The sequence below is a fragment of the Parasphingopyxis lamellibrachiae genome (assembly GCF_003385775.1).
Classification (GTDB): domain Bacteria; phylum Pseudomonadota; class Alphaproteobacteria; order Sphingomonadales; family Sphingomonadaceae; genus Parasphingopyxis; species Parasphingopyxis lamellibrachiae.
Genome location: NZ_QRDP01000004.1, coordinates 1,798,071 through 1,815,259, shown reverse-complemented (window position 1 = coordinate 1,815,259; position 17,189 = coordinate 1,798,071). Strand labels below are relative to the sequence as shown.

The following is a 17,189-nucleotide window of genomic DNA, read 5'->3' as shown; positions in this document are numbered from 1 at the left end:
TGGCCGGGACCATTGCAAATACCTCTGTTCCGGGCGATCTGGGCGACAACGGTTCTTTCGCAGCTGGGCAGTTTCATCCAGATTGTCGCGACGAGCTGGACCATGACCGCGCTCAGCGCCTCGGCAGCCATGGTGGCGCTGGTCCAGACGGCGGCGAACCTGCCGGTCATGCTGTTTGCGGTGGCGGCGGGCGCGCTGGCTGACATGTTCGACAGACGCCTGGTGATGCTGGTCGCCCAGCTGCTGATGCTGGTCCTTTCCATCGGGCTTGCGCTGTGCGCTTTTCTCGATCTCCTGACCCCGGCGCTGCTTTTGGGCTTCACCTTCCTGATCGGCTGCGGCACGGCCCTGCATGCCCCGGCCTGGCAGGCCTCGGTCGGCGAAATCGTGCCGCGCCGGCAGATCCCTTCCGCCGTGGCCACCAATGTTTTCGGCAACAATATCGCCCGCAGCATCGGGCCGGCCATTGGCGGCGCGATCGTGTCGGTGGCCGGCGCGAGCTTCGCCTTTGCGCTCAACGCTTTGTCCTATGGCGGCGTGATTGCGGTTTTGCTGCGATGGAAGGGTTCGCGCGGGCCAAGCGGGCCGCGTCCCGATTTCGTCCGCACCCTGGGCGCAGGCTTCGGCTATGCCTTCGCCCAGGCGCCCGTGCGCAACCTTGTGTTGCGCACCCTGGCCTTCGGTTTCGGGGCCGCGGCCATCTGGGCCCTTATGCCGCTGGTGGCGATACGGCTGGAGGGCGGCGCGCAGCTTCTCGGCCTGCTCTTCGCCTGTTTCGGTGTCGGGGCGATGGTCGGGGCGATGGCCAGCATCGCCATCCGCGAGCGTTTCGGCACCGACGCGCTGATCGGCCTCGCCGTGATCTCGGTGGCCGCGCCGCTGTTCCTGCTCGGGCTGACCCGATCGATTCCGGTGGCGATATTCGCCCATTTCATTGCCGGGGCGGGGTGGGTGGCGGCGCTTTCAACCTTCAACATCTCGGTGCAGCTTGCGGTGGCCAGCAGCCATGTCGGGCGTGTGCTGGCCATCTATCAGACCACGGCATTTGGCGGCGTAGCCCTTGGCAGTGCGGCATGGGGCGTGTTGGCGAACCATGTCGGCATGCCACTGGCTTTTGTTGCAGCCGGTGGATTTCTCACTCTCAGCGGACTGGTCGGTGCACTGTTCGCGCTTCCGGTGCCCGCCGCGGATCAGGAGGGATGATCCCGGCCCAGCGCCGCAAGTCCCGCCTGGCCGACCTGTTCGTCCTGCTCAGGCGTTCCGCCCGACACGCCGATGGCGCCGATACATCTTCCTTCTGCCATTATCGGCAAGCCGCCGGCCATTGGCAGATAGTCGGTCAGGCGGAGCAGCGCCGGATCGGTGGCGACGCGATCGGCCAGAACCCGGCTCGGCGCGCGCAGCAAAGCGGCGGTCCGGGCCTTTTCGGCGGCGACCTTCGCCGTCATCAAGCCGGCGCCGTCCATCCGTTCCAGGCAGAGGGGAAATCCGCCCTCGTCGACGACAGCGATGCTCATTGCCGGGCCGTCTGCATTGGCGGCTGCAAGCGCCGCATCCAGCGCTGTGCGGGCAAGAGCGGAGTTCAAAGTCGGTTTATGCGGGATCATGTGGGTTTCCTTCTTGGGTTAATAGCGGCAAAGATTCGCAATGAACACGCGGCGGTACGATTCTTGTCGTTCGGCGTGCGTCTCGACAGGGGAGGATCGAACCAGTGACCGGAAAGACCGATAGCAGTGGCGCGGTAGACCGCATGCAGGCTGTCCCGCTGTACCACCAGATATTCCTGCAACTGCGCGAAGAGATTACGAGCGGGGAGCGGGCCTTCGGATCGCGGCTGCCGACCGAACAGGAACTGTCCAAACAGTTCGCCGTCTCGCGCATCACGGCACGGCGCGCGCTTGACGAACTGGCTGAGAATCAGCTTGTCGAACGCAAGCGCCGGGTGGGCACGCATGTCATCTTCCGGTCGCCAGCGCGTCCGATCCAGGGCAATATCGAACAGGCGCTTGAATCGCTGCTCAATTTCGGTCGGGCGACGCAGGTCAAGCTGCTCGAGGTCGATACGGTCCCTGCCCATCCCCCGATCGACGAAGCGCTCGATCTGCCCACCGATACTCCTGTGCTGCGAGTCGTTCGCGATCGCTGGCTGGATGGCGCGCCGCTTGGCCATTTCGTCAGCTACATCCCGTCCGATCTCGGCGAGGCAATGACGCGGGCCAAACTCAAAACGACGCCGATGCTGACCTTGCTTGAGGATGCGGGTGCGCAGATCGGCGCGGCGCACCAGACGATTTCCGCGACGCTTGCGGACGCCACCGTGTCGGCGAGCCTCCAGATTGACATCGGATCGCCGATCCTCAGGGTCAGCCGGACCGTGCTCGACGTCAACGAACGGCCGGTCCAGCATATTCTGGCCCAGTTCCGCCCCGACCGGTATCAGATTCGTCTCGATCTCAATTCCCCCCGCGGCATGGAGCCGCAGATTATCTGATGGAAATTCCGGCTCCGTGTTAAATGATATAGAAATATAACAAATAACCCGCTATGGCGATAGTGCCATTGCGAGGAATTGGGTGAATGAACGACTGGACCAGCAATACGCAACCGGAATTGCTGCATATCCGGACGATGACGGCGAGCGTTCCGAACATAGCCGCTGCCGAAGCCTGTTATGCCGATCTCCTGGGGTATCGCGTGGTGGAAAGCGGCCGGATCGATACGGCGCTGGCCCGGCGTTGGGGTGCGCCTGCTGCTGCTGGCGCTGCTTTTTGCACCCTGATTCCCGAGAATGAAGACGATGTCTTCATGCGGCTTGTCGAGGCGCCGATCGTGCCCGAATATCGGCCGCTGACCAGTTTCGGCTGGACGGCCTTCGAATTCATCGTCGATGATGTCTACCGGCTGGCGGACCGCCTGTCCGCCTCACCATTCCGGCATCTTGCCGGGCCGAGCCCGCTTCAGTTCATGCCCTCCATCGTGGCCATGCAGGTTGCCGGTCCGGGCGGGGAATGCCTGTATTTCACCATGGAAAGCGGGGATCGGAACGAGTCGATCCTGCCGCGGCCATCGGGCTTTGTCGGTCGGCCCTTTATCGTGGTGGTCGCCGGGAACGACTTCGATCCGATGCTGCGCTGGTATGTCGATCATTTCCGCCTACGGGAAAGGCCGGTCCGCCAAAGCAGGGTGCCGGTCTTGCAGCGCGCCCAGAATCTTGCCACCGATCACACCGTTTCGCTCAGCGCTATCGGTATGGCGCAGCACGGCAATCTGATCGAGCTCGACGAATATCCGACCGGCGAGGGCCTGATTGCCGGCCCGCGGCCCCGGCTCGACGGCCATCTGCCGCCGGGCAATGCGATCGTCAGTTTCGATGTGTCCAGCCTGGCGCCCTATACCGCGCTCGCCCACGGCCCGGCGGCGCAATCGGACGGGGTATGTTACGGCGGCCGGCCCTCGCTTGTCCTGACCGGACCGGCCGGCGAACTGATAGAGTTGATCGAAACCGATTAAAATGTATTATAGATAGGACAATATCGCCGCGATATCGACAAGGCCTTCGGGCGTGACAAGGAGTTTGAGATGAAAGTTCGCGATGTTCAGCACGCCGTTCTGCCCAGGGCGACCGCCGACGAGCACAGCCGCCAGAACGCCGTGGTTTCACTGCGCCGCCTGCTCAACAGCAAGGTTCGCTCCCGCAATGTCGGGATCTTCGAGAGTGAAGCCGCGCCGGCTTTTGCCGAGCGCCATGGCCGTCAGCCCCAGTCGCCCGAGGAGGTGCGCCAGGCCTTTCTGATGTCGCCTGGCTATCGCATGTGGAGCGCCGCGAACCGGTCCGCCCAGGAGATGATCTGGGTGTCGGTGGGCGAACCGACCTATCGCGATCTCGACCGGATGGAGCAGGCGACGAAAGAACTGATCGAAGCGGAGGACAAGCGGGGCAGCCTGTCGCTCGATCCTTCCTACGATCCCTCGCCGGAGGTCGCCAATGTCGATATCCATCTGCAGCCCGGCGGCTATGCGATGAACCGCAGCGAATATGATATCGTGCCCGGCGCCCTGTACGAATGCGGGGGCAATGTTTTCTCCTTCGGCCAGGGCATTGGCCGCGGCGACAGCAAGGCCGGCGTTATCCTGCGCCTGCTGGAGGAGGAGTTTGACGGGTTCAAGCCGGCGAAGATGCTCGATATCGGCTGTTCGGCGGGTGCCGCCTCTGCCGCCTATGCCGCCGAATGGCCCGAGGTTGACATTCATGCGGTCGATCTTGGCGCAGCGATGCTGCGCTACGCCCATGCCCGGGCGGAATCGCTCGGCGTTGCCGTACATTTCCACCAGATGGACGCTTCGGATATGCGTTTCGAGGACGAAAGCTTCGACCTCGTCGTCTCGCACAATCTGATGCACGAAATCGGCGAGGAAAAGCGGCGCGCGATGATCCGCGAATCGTTCCGCCTCGTCCGCCCCGGCGGTGTGGTCATCCATCAGGATGTGGCGATCCGCAACCAGCCGACGCTCGTTCATGAGGTCGAGCGGGATTGGGACACCCATTTCAACGGCGAGGTCCATTGGAACACCTATGCAACCGCCGATCTGAAGGCCGACATGATCGCCGCGGGCTTCCCGGAAGACACGGTCGTCGAGCATGATCTTACAGCGCTGCAGGGGATGGCGAATAATCGCTGGTATGCGATCAGCGGAAGGAAACCGGCCCAATGACGAACCAGGCACAGGCCATAGCCGCGCTGGTCGAAACAGCGCGCGGCAACCGTCCCCAGAGCCTCGAAAACCGCGAGGTGGAGGAAACGCTCAATATCGCGCTGGCGCTGCTCGTCGAGCTGTCGGTCGCCAATGACAAGATCGACAGGCTCGAAAGGCTGGTTGCGAAATTGCGCGGCGAGGATGTCGAGGCGCTGCGTGAAATCCGCTATGACGGCGCGGTTGCCGATCAGCGTCAGGAGACGACCGACGCCCTGCTGATGCGTGTGCTGCGCATTCTTATCGATCCCCGGGCCCAGGCGGAAAGCTAGCCGGATCTCTGCCGGTCAGCCGGACTGGTTCAGCCGGATTGGCTCCGCCAGCTGTCGACAAGCTCGCCCGCGCCCGCGAACCAGCAATGCTTCGAGCCGGCCAGCCTGTCGAGCAGCTGTTCGAAGGCCGCCATGCGATAGGGAAGGCCGGTGATATAGGGCGTGATTGTGAACGGCAGCACGCGTCCGCCGAACCGGCCAGCTTCGGCCACCAGCCAGTCAAAGGCATCGCCGATCTGCTGCGCGGCGCTCTCCATGGAATGCTGTTGCACGGCGATCATCTGCCGGTCCGAAAGCTCATGGTTGAAGGGGATGCTGACGATCGTGCCGGCTTCGGTCGTCGCGAGATAGGGCAGGTCGTCATTCACCCAGTCGCACATATAGTCGAACCCCTCTTCGACCAGCAGGCGCGGGGTGTTCCAGCTTTGCGAACGGGCGATCGACTGCCAGCCGCGCGGCGCTTCGCCCAGGGCCTCGGCCAGCGTATCGCGCGCTTGCACGATAAGGGCGCGTTCGTCCGCTTCGGAAATTCCGGTCGCGATGGTGCCGTTCATGTCGGTGGAATGGGCGATGATCTCATGGCCCTCGGCCCGGATATCGGCGATGATCGAGGGATAGCGTTCGGCAATGGCCGAATTGACCGCTATCGTCGTCCGCACACTAGCCTTCGCAAAGGCATCGAGCAGGCGGTAAAAGCCGACCCGCGTGCCATATTCGCGCGCCGTGTAATGGCGATAGTCGGGATAGGGCGTAACCATATGGCCGGGCGCCGGGAAGGGTGCGTCTTCGGGCGTGATCGGAAACCATTCGAGATTGACCAGCAGCGTGACTGCAACCGCCTTCGCGCCGGGCCAGGCAATCGGTTTGCGCGAGGGCATGGAGGAAGGCGTGTAGAGATCGTGATCCATCCCGGCGCGGCGCTTGGGATAGTCGAGATAGGCGGGATCGAGGCTCATGCTTGCGGCTCCGCATAGCGGGCAGCATCGGCTGCCGCCTGGTCATAATAGTCATTGGCGAGGAAATGGTCGGCAATGTCGCCCGACCGGGTGATCCAGGCGCGTCCGTCCGCGGCGATATGTTTCAGCACCTCCTCGAACGGCCCGATGCGGTGCGGCTGGCCGATCAGATAGCTGTGAAGCGGAATGCACATGACCGTGCCGGACCGCTCGCCCTCGGCCGCCAGCCGCTCATATTGGCGGATCAGCGTGTCGGCATATTCGCGCGGCGACATGTTGTAGACGAAAAAGCCGTAATGGTCGTTCACCTCGATGCTGTAGGGCATGGAGATCAGCCGGCCTTGTTTGACATGAACGGGGCCGGGCTGGTCGTCATGATAGAGATCGCAGGTATAGCTCATCCCATATTCGGCGATCAGGTCCAGCGTGCGCGGCGTATGGGTCAGTGCCGGGGCGAGCCAGCCCTTGATCGTCTGGCCGGTGGCGTCGCGGACCGTGCGGATCGAATCCTCGATGATCGCGCGTTCCTGCGCCTCGTCCATCCCGTAGCTGTATCGCGTGTTGTATATGCCGTGGCTGAAAAACTCCCAGTCCAGCCCGTTGGCATGGGCCACGACATCGGGATGATGCTGGCACAGCGCGACCGAGAGCGAGACCGAACCCTTGAACCCGTGTTTCTCCATCACCTCGGCCATCCGCCAGTGGCCGATGCGGTTGGCATAGTCGCGATGGCCATAAGGCACGATGTCCGGATGCGGCTTCGGCCAGCTTTTGCGCTGGGGATTGGCCGGCGGGTCTATTTCGTAATATTCGAGATTCGGCGATACCCAGACGGCGACCGACTTGCCGTCCGGCCATTCGATCTTCGCGCGGTCGCGCCAGGGGCGGAAATCATAAAGCCCCGGATCCTTTTCTCCTTCGCGCATCAGCGGGCTTCCAGCCAGTCGATCACCGCCTGCACCGGTTCGACATCCGCATATTTGAGCTGCAGGTCGGTCAGGTTGGCGAAGTGATAGCTTTCATGCTTGTCGGCGCAGGTCTCGATCGGAACGATTGTGCGATACCCATGGCTGAGGCTGTCGACCGCGGTCGCCCGCACGCAGCCCGAGGTCGATCCGCCGGTCACGACGACTGTATCGACCTTGTGCCAGGTCAGATAGCTGGCGAGCGGCGTTTCGAAAAAGGCGCTCGGCATCCGCTTGGTATAGACAAGATCATTCTCGGCGATCGCGCAGCGCGAGTCGAGGGCATGGCGTTCGCTGCCATATTTGATGTTCTGCAGCGAATCCTCGGTGTCGGTTCGCGTGCCCCAGATTCCTGCATCCCCCGCATCGGCTTTATAGGCGACATGCGACCATATGACCGGCATTCCCCTCTCGCGGGCAAGGCGGGAGATAGTGTTGATATGGTCGATCTGCTGCGGGTCTGTCTCGTAAGACGTTTTGAACATGTCGAGCCGGGTATAGGCCTGCTGGACGTCGACATTGACGATGGCGAGCTTCTCGCCGAACCCGAATTTCTTGCGCGCCGGATTGGCCATAACCTCGTTGAACAGCTGGCGTGCCGTCTTGTCCTCGCAGATCATCCTGGTGCCGGTCGTCATGTTACAGTCTCCAAATTTGCCCGGTCCGTTTCACCGCGAAATCCGAGCGGCAGCCCGGCATCCGGCGTAAAACCGTAAAGTTCTTCATCCGGCAGCGCACCCCTGACAATGTCCCGCACCGCAATCAGCTTGTCGAGATCGATTCCGGTCTTGAGACCCATCGCCTGGAGCATGAACACAAGGTCCTCGGTCACGATATTTCCGCTGGCACCGGGCGCGAAGGGGCAGCCGCCGATCCCGCCGAGCGAGCTGTCCACCGTATCGAGCCCTGCCTCCAGCGCGGCAAGCACATTGGCGAGGCCAAGGCCGCGGGTATTATGGAGGTGGATGCCGGTAACCGCATCGTCGCCGACGGCGCCGCGCACCGCCTTCACCATGTCCCGCACCGCCTTCGGGTCCGCATAGCCGGTGGTGTCCGACAGGCCGACTTCGTCGCAGCCCGCCGCCATCAGCCGTTCGGCAAGGTCGAGAATCTGCGTCTCGGGGATGCTGCCCTCGATCGTACATCCGAAAACGGTAGAAAGGCTGCCTTCGAAATGGGGGCGGCTGCCCTCCGGCAGGGCCGCGATCGCCGCGGCGATACCGGCGGCGTCCTCGATCACCTGGTCATGGGTGCGGCGCAGATTGGCCAGGCTGTGCGATTCGGATACGGACAGCGGCAGGGTGATCTTGTCCGCGCCTGCCGCGATCGCATCGTCCGCGCCGCGCCGATTCGGCACCAGAACGGCAACGGTAAGGCCGGGAATCGTCTTGGCGAAGGCGACGATCTCGGCGGTGTCGGCAAGCTGGGGGAGCAGTTTCGCCGGTACGAAGCTGCCGACTTCGATTTCCCGCACGCCCGCTGCCGATTCGGCTGCGATCCATGATTTTTTGGCGGCTGTCGGCATGATGGCCGAAATGCTCTGTAAACCGTCCCTTGGGCCAACTTCGCTGACAAGAATATCTTCTGACATCAAACCTCTGCTTGCTTTATTGTCCTATGTCTATATCAAATCAGATCATGATGTCGAGAGACAGTGTCGAGAGGCGCAAACGGACGCACAAGGTTTGAAGAGCAGGGATATAATGAAGACATTGCCGCTGGAAGGGCTGAAAGTGATTGAGTTCACCCATATGGTGATGGGGCCGTCCATCGGCCTCATTCTGGGTGACCTGGGGGCCGACGTTATCAAGGTGGAGCCGGAAGGCGGCGATCATACGCGCCGCCTGCTGGGATCGGGGGCCGGCTATTTCCCGATGTTCAATCGCAACAAGCGCAGCGTCTGTCTCGACCTCAAGAGCGAAAAGGGTAAGGCCGAGGCGCGCCGGCTGATCGACGAAGCCGATGTGATGGTCGAGAATTTCCGCCCCGGCGCGCTGGCCAAGCTCGGGCTCGGGCCCGAAAATTTCACCGAGAGCAATCCCCGGCTCATCTATTGCAGCGCCAAGGGGTTTCTCACCGGGCCCTATGAGGATCGCACGGCACTTGACGAGGTCGCGCAGATGATGGGCGGACTGGCCTATATGACGGGGCCGCCCGGGCGCCCGCTGCGGGCCGGCGCTTCGGTGATCGATGTCACCGGCGGCATGTTCGGCGTCATCGGCATTCTGGCCGCGCTGGAACGCCGGCACAATACCGGCAAGGGAGGCGAGGTAAAATGCTCGCTGTTCGAGACGACGGCCTTTCTCGTCGGCCAGCATATCGCGCAGAAGGCCGTTACCGGCACGTCAGCGCCGCCCATGCCCGCGCGCGTTTCCGCCTGGGCCGTCTATGATGTTTTCGAAACGGCCAATGCCGACGAACAGCTTTTCGTCGGTGTTGTCAGCGATCCCCAGTGGAAGTTGTTCTGCGAAGTGATGGAGCTCGACGAATTTGCCGCCGATCCGGCGCTGGCCCTCAACAATGAGCGGGTGCGCCAGCGCGATCGCATCCTGCCCGTGATCCGCGATCTTTTCGCCGGGATGACGCGCGACGAGATTGTCGGCAAGCTGGAATCCATCGGTCTGCCCTTCGCGCCGATCATGCGGCCCGACGATCTGCTCGAAGACCAGCATCTGCTGGCGGGCGGCGGTTTCGTCGATGTGACGCTTGACGACGGCACGGAGGCTAAACTTCCCGCGCTGCCTGTCGAGGTCGATGGCGAGAGAATGGGTCTGCGCCAGGATTTGCCGCGCGCGGACAAAAGCAATAGCGTCAATTTTGCTTAGGTGAGGTCGTCTTGGGACGAACGATATTCGATAAGATCTGGGACGGCCATGCGATTGGCGGGCCCTCCGATGACGCGGATCTTCTGCTCATCGACCGCATCCTGCTCCACGAACGGACGGGCGGCGTCGCGCTCAAAAGCCTGAGCGCGCGCGACATTCCCGTCAGCGCGCCCGATCATGTGTTCGCGGTGATGGATCATATCGTCGACACCTTTCCGGGGCGCACCAGCAAGACATTGATGCCGACGGGTACGGAATTCATCGAAACGACGCGCGCCGGCGCCCAGGCGGCCGGCATCCGCCTGTTCGACCTGGACAGCCCCGATCAGGGTATCGTCCATGTCATGTCGCCCGAACTCGGCATCGTGCTGCCGGGAACGACGCTGATCTGCCCGGACAGCCATACCTGTTCGCAGGGCGCGCTGGGCGCGCTCGCCTGGGGCATCGGATCGACCGAGGCCGAACATGCGCTCGCAACCTCGACCCTTAAAGTCCAACGGCCAAGGCGCATGCGCATTACGATTTCCGGCAGGCTTGGGCCGGGTGTGACCGCAAAGGACCTCGCTCTCGCGCTGCTCGGCCGGTTTGGCGTTGGGGGCGGTGCCGGTCATATCGTCGAATATGCGGGCAGTGCGGTCGAAGCGCTCGATATCGAGCAACGGTTGACGCTCTGCAACATGGCTACCGAATTCGCCGCATTCAGCGCGATTATCGCTCCCGATACGGCGACGATCGACTATCTGAAGGGGCGCCGTTTTGTGCCGGCTGGCGGCGATTGGAACAGGGCTGTGGAAGACTGGCTCGCGCTGAGTAGCGATCCCGATGCCGAATTCGATACGGAGCTGTCCTTCGATGCGAGCGGCGTTGCGCCGATGGTGACCTGGGGCACGACGCCGCAGCAAGTGGTGGCAATCGACGGCGCCGTGCCTGCTGCGGACGACGCCGGGCAGACCGGGGCCGAGAGCCGCGAGCGCGCGCTGCGCTATATGGGGCTGGAGCCCGGCACGCCGCTCGAATCGCTGGCGATCGACGCCGCCTTTATCGGCTCCTGCACCAACAGCCGGATCGGCGATCTGCGCCGGGCGGCGGAGATACTCGACGGTCGCAAGGTAGCGCCGGGCGTGAAGGCGATCTGCGTGCCCGGATCGAGCACCGTCAAGCGCCGGGCAGAGGAGGAGGGGTTGCACCGCATATTCCAACGGGCAGGTTTCGAATGGCGCGAATCGGGATGCTCCATGTGTTTCTTCGCGGGCGGGGAGAGCTTCGGCCCTCAGGACCGGGTCGTGTCCTCCACCAACCGGAATTTCGAAAGCCGCCAGGGGCCGGGCACACGCACCCATCTTGCTTCCCCGGAGACCGTCGCCGCCTCGGCCCTGGCCGGGCATATCGCCGATCCGCGGAAATTGGCGGCCTGAGATGGAGCCATTCACCACCCTCACCGCCGTTGCCGTCCCGCTGATGCGCGACAATATCGATACCGATGCGATCATCCCCTCGCGCGAGATCCGCAGCGTTTCGAAAAAGGGCCTGGCCGATGGCCTGTTCGCCGGTTGGCGCTATCTGGCGATCGGCGGGCGGGATCCCGACCCCGGTTTCATTCTCAACGATGCGGCGTTGAAAAACGCCCGAATCCTCGTCGCCGGGGAGAATTTCGGCTGCGGATCGAGCCGCGAGCATGCGGTCTGGGCGCTCGCCGAGTACGGATTTCGGGCAATCGTCACCCCGTCCTTCAACCCGATTTTCCGCAACAATTGCCTCGCCAATGGGGTGTTGCCGGTCATTCTCGACCGGGCGGTGGTCGAGCCGATCGCCCGGGGGCTCGGCGCGGCGCCGGGCTCGTTCCTCACCGTCGATCTCGAAGAGCAGGAGCTGCGCGATGAAGTCGGCGGTCGGTGGCGATTCGATATCGATACCGAAGAAAAACAGGCCCTGCTTTCCGGTCTAGATCCGATCGCCCGGACGCTGCAGCAATCGTCTGCCATTGCCTCATTTCGGGACCGCGACGCTCAGGCGCGGCCATGGGCCTATTCCTCCATAGGCAGGAGCTGAGCCCCGGCTTTTCGCTCGACGGCCGTAAAGTGAGCTGGATCGACGCGGTTTGGCACTGCGGGGGCGGGCGCATATCGCGCCGCCATTTTCTCTTGCCGTCGGATTGATCATGGCCGGCGTAATCCGGTTGCTTTGTCGGGCACGCTTGATAGGGCGTTTCCAGCTATGGTCCGGCCTTGCTGCAGGACTGGAAAAACGGATGGGATAGGATGAAAATTTTCATACTGGGCGGTGATGGCTTCTGTGGTTGGCCAACCAGTCTGCATCTTTCGCGTCGAGGGTATGATGTGACGATCATCGACAATCTTTCGCGGCGGAAGATCGATATCGAGCTTGGCGTGGAGTCTCTGACGCCCATTGCGCCGATCGATCAGCGGCTGGCAGCCTGGAAAGAGGTAAGCGGCAAGGACATCGCCTTTCACGATTTCGATGTTTCGGAAAATTATCACCGGCTGCTCAGCCTGATCGAAGCAGAAAGCCCCGATGTGGTTGTCCATTTCGCCGAACAGCGGGCTGCGCCTTATTCGATGAAATCGAGCTACCACAAGCGCTACACGGTCGATAACAATCTCAACGCGACCAATAATCTCCTGGCCGCGATCGTCGAGGCAAAGAGCGATGCGCATGTCGTCCATCTCGGGACGATGGGGGTTTATGGCTATGGCACGGCGGGCATGAAGATTCCCGAAGGCTATCTGACCGTCCAGATCCCGACCGAGACCGATACGGTCGAGCAGGAAATTCTCTATCCCGTGAATCCGGGGTCGATCTATCATCTGACCAAGACGCAGGATCAACTTTTCTTCGCCTATTACAACAAGAATGACGGGGTGCGCGTAACGGATCTGCACCAGGGTATTGTCTGGGGAACGCAGACCGAAGAGACGAAGATGGATGAGCGGCTCATCAACCGGTTCGATTATGACGGCGACTATGGCACGGTTCTCAACCGGTTCGTCATGCAGGCGGCGCTCGACTATCCGATGACCGTGCATGGCACTGGCGGACAGACGCGGGCCTTTATCCATATCCAGGATACGTGCCGGTGCATCGAGCTTGCAATCGCCAACCCTCCGCAAAAGGGGGAGCGCGTCAATATCCTGAACCAGATGACCGAAACGCACCGGGTGCGCGATCTGGCCCAGATGATTGCCGACAAGACCGGGAGCAGGTTCGAACTGGTCGACAATCCGCGCAATGAAGCCGATGAAAACGACCTGCATGTCACAAATGACCGGTTCCTGGGGCTTGGCCTTGAGCCAATCACGCTCGATGACGGCCTTCTCGACGAGATCAGGGAAATCGCGCAGAAATATGCGGACCGCTGCGACCGCACGAAAATTCCCTGCCGCTCGAACTGGAGCTAGGCGCCGCCAATCGGCGCCGTCGCCCCGGCCCGCGTTCCGAAATCCGCTGACGACGGCCTGGCGATAAGGGGGGTAGCGCCGGTTGCGCTGCTCAGGCGGCGACTGCGCTGGGCGCTCCGCACTGTTCGCCAAATCCGTCGAATGTGCATGTGGAGGCGAACACCTCCTTGGCGACGGACGAGACCGTTTTCTCGTACATCTGATCGACAAAGTCGCTGTGCTGGAGCAGTTTCGGCAGCGCCAGCGCCGCCTCGAGCCTGGTCAGGTAGCGTTCCGGGATCCCATGAAGAATGACGATCTTCAGATCATGGTGCCGGCCGGCATGGGCCACGGCGTCTTCCAGCCCCTTGCGCAACGGCTTGGCAATCCTGTTTTCACAGGCTGCGCCGACCCATGGGTCGGTATGCCCGTCTCTCAGCTGCAGGAAGAGCAGGTGGCGATAGGCGTCGCTGCCGATGAGATCGGCGCAATGTCGGACATAATTCTGGATCGTGCGATTTACGGAAGGAAGTGCGGTAGGCGCCTCTGCGATTCGCTGAGATACCGCGTCGATCAGATGGTTCACGCATGCGCGGTAAATATCTTCCTGGCCATCGAATGCATAGTAGACCTGCCAATAGCTGATGCCGAGCGCCTCGGCGATATCGTCGATACTGACGGCGCTCCAGGGGCGGGCGATATAGAGCGGCAATACGCGGGTGGCGATGTCTTCGCGCCAGTCCTGCCAGTCAATGGCTTTGCGGGCTGACGGGGCTTCGCTGCGGGCCATATAATCACCTCTTCTTCCTGCAACACAATATATATCGTTTCGTAATAAATACTGTGTATCGAAATAGGGATGATCGTTCAATATGCCATAGAAATCGACAAAACGCCGATTTTATGTCCATTCTACAGGTGTTGTGAGATTGCCACATATCCTCATGAACTACGAAACGGGTGAAAAAAGCATTGAGCGATGCAGGGCGGCGCGCCATAAGCCCGTCGCATGGCCAAGGGCGAGATCGGTATTTCTCGTCAACCAGAAACAGGAATTGCGGCGTTCATCAGTGCAGGCCGCAGAGATTTTTGAAGGGGTTAGATTTCGATGACTAAACAAACAAACGGCAAGCCGTTTTCCGTGCGTGCGCAAACCATGCGCGCCATGCTGCTTGGAACGGCGGCTTCGGCCTTTGTGGCCACGCCGGCTTTCGCGCAGGACAATGATGAACTCGCGGCCACCACGGCGAATCAGCCGTCCATCGTTGTTACGGGGACGCGCATCACGAATCCGAACCTCGACCAGTCGAGCCCGATCCAGGTCGTTGGCGCTGACGAGATCGATTATCGCCAGGCGACCAACGCCGAGGAACTGATCGGCGAACTGCCGGGCATCGCGCCGGGCACCAACAGCTCGGTCAACAACGGGTCTAACGGCACGTCGACGCTGAATCTTCGGAACATTGCCAATACGGGCGGTGCCACGCGCAGTCTCGTCCTTCTGGACGGTACGCGCCTCGTGCCCTCGACGATTTTCAGCCAGACCGATCTGAATATCATCCCGGTTGCTCTGGTTGAGCGCGTTGAAGTCATCACGGGCGGCGCTTCGTCGGTCTATGGTGCCGACGCCATTTCCGGTGTTGCCAACTTCGTTCTGCGCCGGGACTTTGAAGGTCTCGAAGCTGCTGTCACCTTCGGTATCAACGAGCGCGGCGATGGTGAACGTATTCGCGGCGATGTCACAATTGGTGCCAATTTCGACGACGGTCGCGGTAACGCATCGTTGAGCATCGGATACCAGGAAGTCGACGATGTCTTGCAGTCCAATCGCGTGCTGTCCCAGCAGGGTTTGTTCGGCACCACGGTTATCGGCTCAGGCACGACCGTCCCGACGCGCTTTAATGGTAACCAGATCGATCCGACTGGCACGACGCTCGTTCCGACATACAACACGTTCAACTTCGCGCCGTTCAACTATTTCCAGACGCCGCTCGAACGCTACAACATATTCGGTTCGGCCAATTATGAAGTGACGCCGGGTATCGAAATCTACACCCGTGCCATGTTCACGAACAGCACGGTCAGCCTGCAGCTCGCACCGTCCGGCCTGTTCGGCGATCCGTTCGCGCTGCCGCTCAACAACCCGTTCCTGACCGACACACAAGTCCAGCAGATTTGTGCCAGCTTCGCTGTGCCAATCGATCCGGCAACCTGTACGGCAGCCCGGAACGCGGCCGATCCGAACGATCCCAACTTCCTTGCACCGGATGTCATCATCAACCGCCGTCTGGTTGAGCAGGGCCCGCGTCAGACCGACCTGGTTACCAACCAGTTCCAGCTCTGGGCCGGTGTGCGCGGCGATATCAGCGATACCGTCGGTTACGACGTCTATGCGACTTATGGCGAATCGCAGCGCACGACCACGCGTCGTAACTGGGGCCTGAAATCGCGTATCGAGCAGGCGCTCAACGCAACGAGCACGACGACCTGCTTCGATGCATCGAACGGCTGTTTCCCGATCAACCTGCAGGGTGGCGGACCGGGCGGCACGAACATCGATCCGCGTTCGGTTGCCTTCTTCAACCAGCCTTCCGGCTTCACGGACTCGACCTCGCTGTCGGTGGTCAACGCTTCGCTCAACGGTACGTTTGGTGAGACGGGCTTCTTCACCCAGACCCCGATCGGCTTCGCTGTCGGTGTCGAGTATCGCGAATATAATGCCAGCCGCGTTGCTGACGTTTCCGCCGGTACGCAGGACGAAGTTCTCGGTACGGGTGCTCCGGCTCCGACCTTCAACGGCGGCTATGACGTCATCGAAGGCTTTGCCGAGCTGATCGTTCCGATCCTCGAAGATGTTCCGGGCTTCTACAGTCTCCAGGCCGAAGGCGGTATCCGCGTGTCGGATTACTCCAACACCGGCACGTCGGTCACCTGGAAAGCGGGTGGTAGCTGGGAACCGTTCGAAGGCTTCCGCTTCCGCGGCATCTATTCGGTATCGGTTCGTTCGCCCAACATCGGGGAGCTGTTCGCGCCTGTTACCACGGGCCTGACGCCGCTTGCGGTCGATCCTTGTGCCGGCGCCAACCCGGTCGGCAATGCAACGCTGACCGCGATCTGTATCGCCCAAGGTGCGCCTGCTGCAACGATCGGCCTGATCCCGCAGCCTTCCGCCGCGCAGATCAACGCAACGGCTGGTGGCAACACCAATCTCGATGTTGAAGAAGCCGAATCGATCACTCTTGGTCTTGTGGCGACACCGCCGCAGGTTCCGGGCCTTGTTATGTCGATCGATTATTTCAATATCAAAGTTACTGGTGCCATCACAAACCCAACGCCAGGCGACATTCTTACGCCTTGTTTCGGTGCCAACGGAGACGGCAACGGTTCGGATCCGGCACAATGTGCCAATGTTGGTCGTAACCCGATTAACGGTTCAATGAATGGTGGCGGTGAGACCCTAGGTCTGATCCTGCAGCTTTCGAACCTGGGCGCGATCGAAACCAGCGGCGTTGACTTCCGGGTCGCCTATCGGTTCCCGCTGAGTTTTGGTTCATTGAACTTCGACCTCAATGGCACCTGGACGGACGAACTGCTGTTCCAGGCAACGCCATCTGCAATCAATCGTGAGTGCGTTGGCTTGTACAGCAACAACTGCGAGCCGATCACGCCGGAATGGGCGTTCAACCTGCGCACCACGGTCAGCATCGACGATCTTGTCGATATCTCGCTGCTGTGGCGCTGGATCGACGGCGTGGAATATGAATTCCGCGGCCGCGGCGATGGCTTCACGGACGAGCAGGAAGCTATTGACGCTGCGAGCTATTTCGACCTGACGGTCCGCTCCAATGTCAGCGAGAATTTCGACATCACGCTTGGCATCCAGAACCTTCTCGATCGAAGTTTCCCGAACGTAAGCTCGTTCATCGGCTCAAGCTCATACAACTCGGGCAACACCTATCCGACGACCTACGATACGCTTGGACGTCGTTACTCGGTTACCGGCAGAGTCCGGTTCTAGTTAGAA

General features: G+C 61.5%; 16 protein-coding genes. 10 read left to right on the top strand and 6 right to left on the bottom strand.

Features of this window, described 5'->3' with window-relative positions; translation table 11 throughout:
- The first annotated feature begins 12 nt into the window (after positions 1–12).
- Positions 13–1,203, top strand: a complete 1,191-nt coding sequence (locus DFR46_RS09005; RefSeq protein WP_162843443.1) for an MFS transporter — start codon at positions 13–15, stop codon at positions 1,201–1,203.
- Here the strand turns inward: DFR46_RS09005 and DFR46_RS09000 are convergent.
- Positions 1,191–1,607, bottom strand: coding sequence for a GlcG/HbpS family heme-binding protein (locus DFR46_RS09000; RefSeq protein WP_116236148.1), 417 nt, complete (start codon positions 1,605–1,607; stop codon positions 1,191–1,193). The two genes, DFR46_RS09005 and DFR46_RS09000, sit on opposite strands and share 13 nt — an antisense overlap.
- A gap of 104 nt (positions 1,608–1,711) precedes the next feature.
- Here DFR46_RS09000 and DFR46_RS08995 point away from each other — a divergent pair, with 104 nt between their 5' ends.
- From DFR46_RS08995 to DFR46_RS08980, 4 genes are all read left to right on the top strand, one after another.
- Positions 1,712–2,491, top strand: coding sequence for a GntR family transcriptional regulator (locus DFR46_RS08995; protein ID WP_245953774.1), 780 nt, complete (start codon positions 1,712–1,714; stop codon positions 2,489–2,491).
- An 86-nt stretch (positions 2,492–2,577) separates the two neighbouring features.
- Complete coding sequence (locus tag DFR46_RS08990; RefSeq protein WP_116236146.1) at positions 2,578–3,510, top strand: hypothetical protein; 933 nt, start codon at positions 2,578–2,580, stop codon at positions 3,508–3,510.
- A gap of 69 nt (positions 3,511–3,579) precedes the next feature.
- Complete coding sequence (locus DFR46_RS08985) at positions 3,580–4,713, top strand: class I SAM-dependent methyltransferase (protein ID WP_116236145.1); 1,134 nt, start codon at positions 3,580–3,582, stop codon at positions 4,711–4,713.
- The gene (locus tag DFR46_RS08980) at positions 4,710–5,024 is read left to right on the top strand and encodes a hypothetical protein (protein ID WP_116236144.1); all 315 of its coding nucleotides are present in this window, start codon (positions 4,710–4,712) and stop codon (positions 5,022–5,024) included. Before DFR46_RS08985 ends, DFR46_RS08980 begins: the two co-directional genes overlap by 4 nt.
- A 29-nt stretch (positions 5,025–5,053) precedes the next feature.
- On the opposite strand, the gene DFR46_RS08975 is transcribed toward DFR46_RS08980, so the two are convergent.
- Genes DFR46_RS08975 through DFR46_RS08960 form a run of 4 tightly spaced genes read right to left on the bottom strand, consistent with a single transcriptional unit; the run spans position 5,054 to position 8,536 of the window.
- Positions 5,054–5,980, bottom strand: coding sequence for a polysaccharide deacetylase family protein (locus tag DFR46_RS08975; RefSeq protein WP_116236143.1), 927 nt, complete (start codon positions 5,978–5,980; stop codon positions 5,054–5,056).
- Positions 5,977–6,906, bottom strand: a complete 930-nt coding sequence (locus DFR46_RS08970; protein ID WP_116236142.1) for a polysaccharide deacetylase family protein — start codon at positions 6,904–6,906, stop codon at positions 5,977–5,979. The genes DFR46_RS08975 and DFR46_RS08970 overlap by 4 nt, the downstream gene beginning before the upstream one ends.
- On the bottom strand, positions 6,906–7,583 hold the full coding sequence (locus DFR46_RS08965) for an isochorismatase family protein (RefSeq protein WP_116236141.1): 678 nt from the start codon (positions 7,581–7,583) through the stop codon (positions 6,906–6,908). Before DFR46_RS08965 ends, DFR46_RS08970 begins: the two co-directional genes overlap by 1 nt.
- Positions 7,580–8,536, bottom strand: coding sequence for a hydroxymethylglutaryl-CoA lyase (locus DFR46_RS08960; RefSeq protein WP_211306405.1), 957 nt, complete (start codon positions 8,534–8,536; stop codon positions 7,580–7,582). Before DFR46_RS08960 ends, DFR46_RS08965 begins: the two co-directional genes overlap by 4 nt.
- A gap of 112 nt (positions 8,537–8,648) precedes the next feature.
- On the opposite strand from DFR46_RS08960, the gene DFR46_RS08955 reads away from it, so the two are divergent.
- The 4 genes from DFR46_RS08955 to DFR46_RS08940 all read left to right on the top strand — a co-directional run bounded on the left by DFR46_RS08955 (position 8,649) and on the right by DFR46_RS08940 (position 13,186).
- Entirely contained in the window at positions 8,649–9,770 is a 1,122-nt protein-coding gene (locus tag DFR46_RS08955; RefSeq protein ID WP_116236139.1) for a CaiB/BaiF CoA transferase family protein, read from the top strand.
- Positions 9,771–9,781: 11 nt separating this feature from the next.
- Positions 9,782–11,185: a 3-isopropylmalate dehydratase large subunit gene (locus DFR46_RS08950; protein ID WP_116236138.1), complete on the top strand. Its 1,404-nt coding sequence runs from the start codon at positions 9,782–9,784 to the stop codon at positions 11,183–11,185.
- A gap of 1 nt (position 11,186) precedes the next feature.
- Entirely contained in the window at positions 11,187–11,819 is a 633-nt protein-coding gene (gene leuD / locus DFR46_RS08945; protein ID WP_116236137.1) for a 3-isopropylmalate dehydratase small subunit, read from the top strand.
- 209 nt (positions 11,820–12,028) lie between these two features.
- Positions 12,029–13,186, top strand: coding sequence for an NAD-dependent epimerase/dehydratase family protein (locus tag DFR46_RS08940; RefSeq protein WP_116236136.1), 1,158 nt, complete (start codon positions 12,029–12,031; stop codon positions 13,184–13,186).
- Positions 13,187–13,277: 91 nt separating this feature from the next.
- On the opposite strand, the gene DFR46_RS08935 is transcribed toward DFR46_RS08940, so the two are convergent.
- Positions 13,278–13,955, bottom strand: a complete 678-nt coding sequence (locus DFR46_RS08935) for a TetR/AcrR family transcriptional regulator (protein WP_116236135.1) — start codon at positions 13,953–13,955, stop codon at positions 13,278–13,280.
- Positions 13,956–14,273: 318 nt separating this feature from the next.
- On the opposite strand from DFR46_RS08935, the gene DFR46_RS08930 reads away from it, so the two are divergent.
- A complete protein-coding gene (locus tag DFR46_RS08930) occupies positions 14,274–17,183 on the top strand; it encodes a TonB-dependent receptor domain-containing protein (protein WP_245953772.1) in 2,910 nt (969 codons plus the stop codon).
- Positions 17,184–17,189: the final 6 nt, after the last annotated feature.

Coding starts and splice junctions, on each gene's coding strand:
- leuD (WP_116236137.1), top strand. CDS start 11,187: ATGGAGCCATTCACCACCCTCACCGCCGTTGCCGTCCCGCTGATGCGC.
- DFR46_RS09000 (WP_116236148.1), bottom strand. CDS start 1,607: ATGATCCCGCATAAACCGACTTTGAACTCCGCTCTTGCCCGCACAGCG.
- DFR46_RS08990 (WP_116236146.1), top strand. CDS start 2,578: ATGAACGACTGGACCAGCAATACGCAACCGGAATTGCTGCATATCCGG.
- DFR46_RS08975 (WP_116236143.1), bottom strand. CDS start 5,980: ATGAGCCTCGATCCCGCCTATCTCGACTATCCCAAGCGCCGCGCCGGG.
- DFR46_RS08960 (WP_211306405.1), bottom strand. CDS start 8,536: ATGTCAGAAGATATTCTTGTCAGCGAAGTTGGCCCAAGGGACGGTTTA.
- DFR46_RS08970 (WP_116236142.1), bottom strand. CDS start 6,906: ATGCGCGAAGGAGAAAAGGATCCGGGGCTTTATGATTTCCGCCCCTGG.
- DFR46_RS08955 (WP_116236139.1), top strand. CDS start 8,649: ATGAAGACATTGCCGCTGGAAGGGCTGAAAGTGATTGAGTTCACCCAT.
- DFR46_RS08980 (WP_116236144.1), top strand. CDS start 4,710: ATGACGAACCAGGCACAGGCCATAGCCGCGCTGGTCGAAACAGCGCGC.
- DFR46_RS08940 (WP_116236136.1), top strand. CDS start 12,029: ATGAAAATTTTCATACTGGGCGGTGATGGCTTCTGTGGTTGGCCAACC.
- DFR46_RS08965 (WP_116236141.1), bottom strand. CDS start 7,583: ATGACGACCGGCACCAGGATGATCTGCGAGGACAAGACGGCACGCCAG.
- DFR46_RS08985 (WP_116236145.1), top strand. CDS start 3,580: ATGAAAGTTCGCGATGTTCAGCACGCCGTTCTGCCCAGGGCGACCGCC.
- DFR46_RS08930 (WP_245953772.1), top strand. CDS start 14,274: ATGACTAAACAAACAAACGGCAAGCCGTTTTCCGTGCGTGCGCAAACC.
- DFR46_RS08935 (WP_116236135.1), bottom strand. CDS start 13,955: ATGGCCCGCAGCGAAGCCCCGTCAGCCCGCAAAGCCATTGACTGGCAG.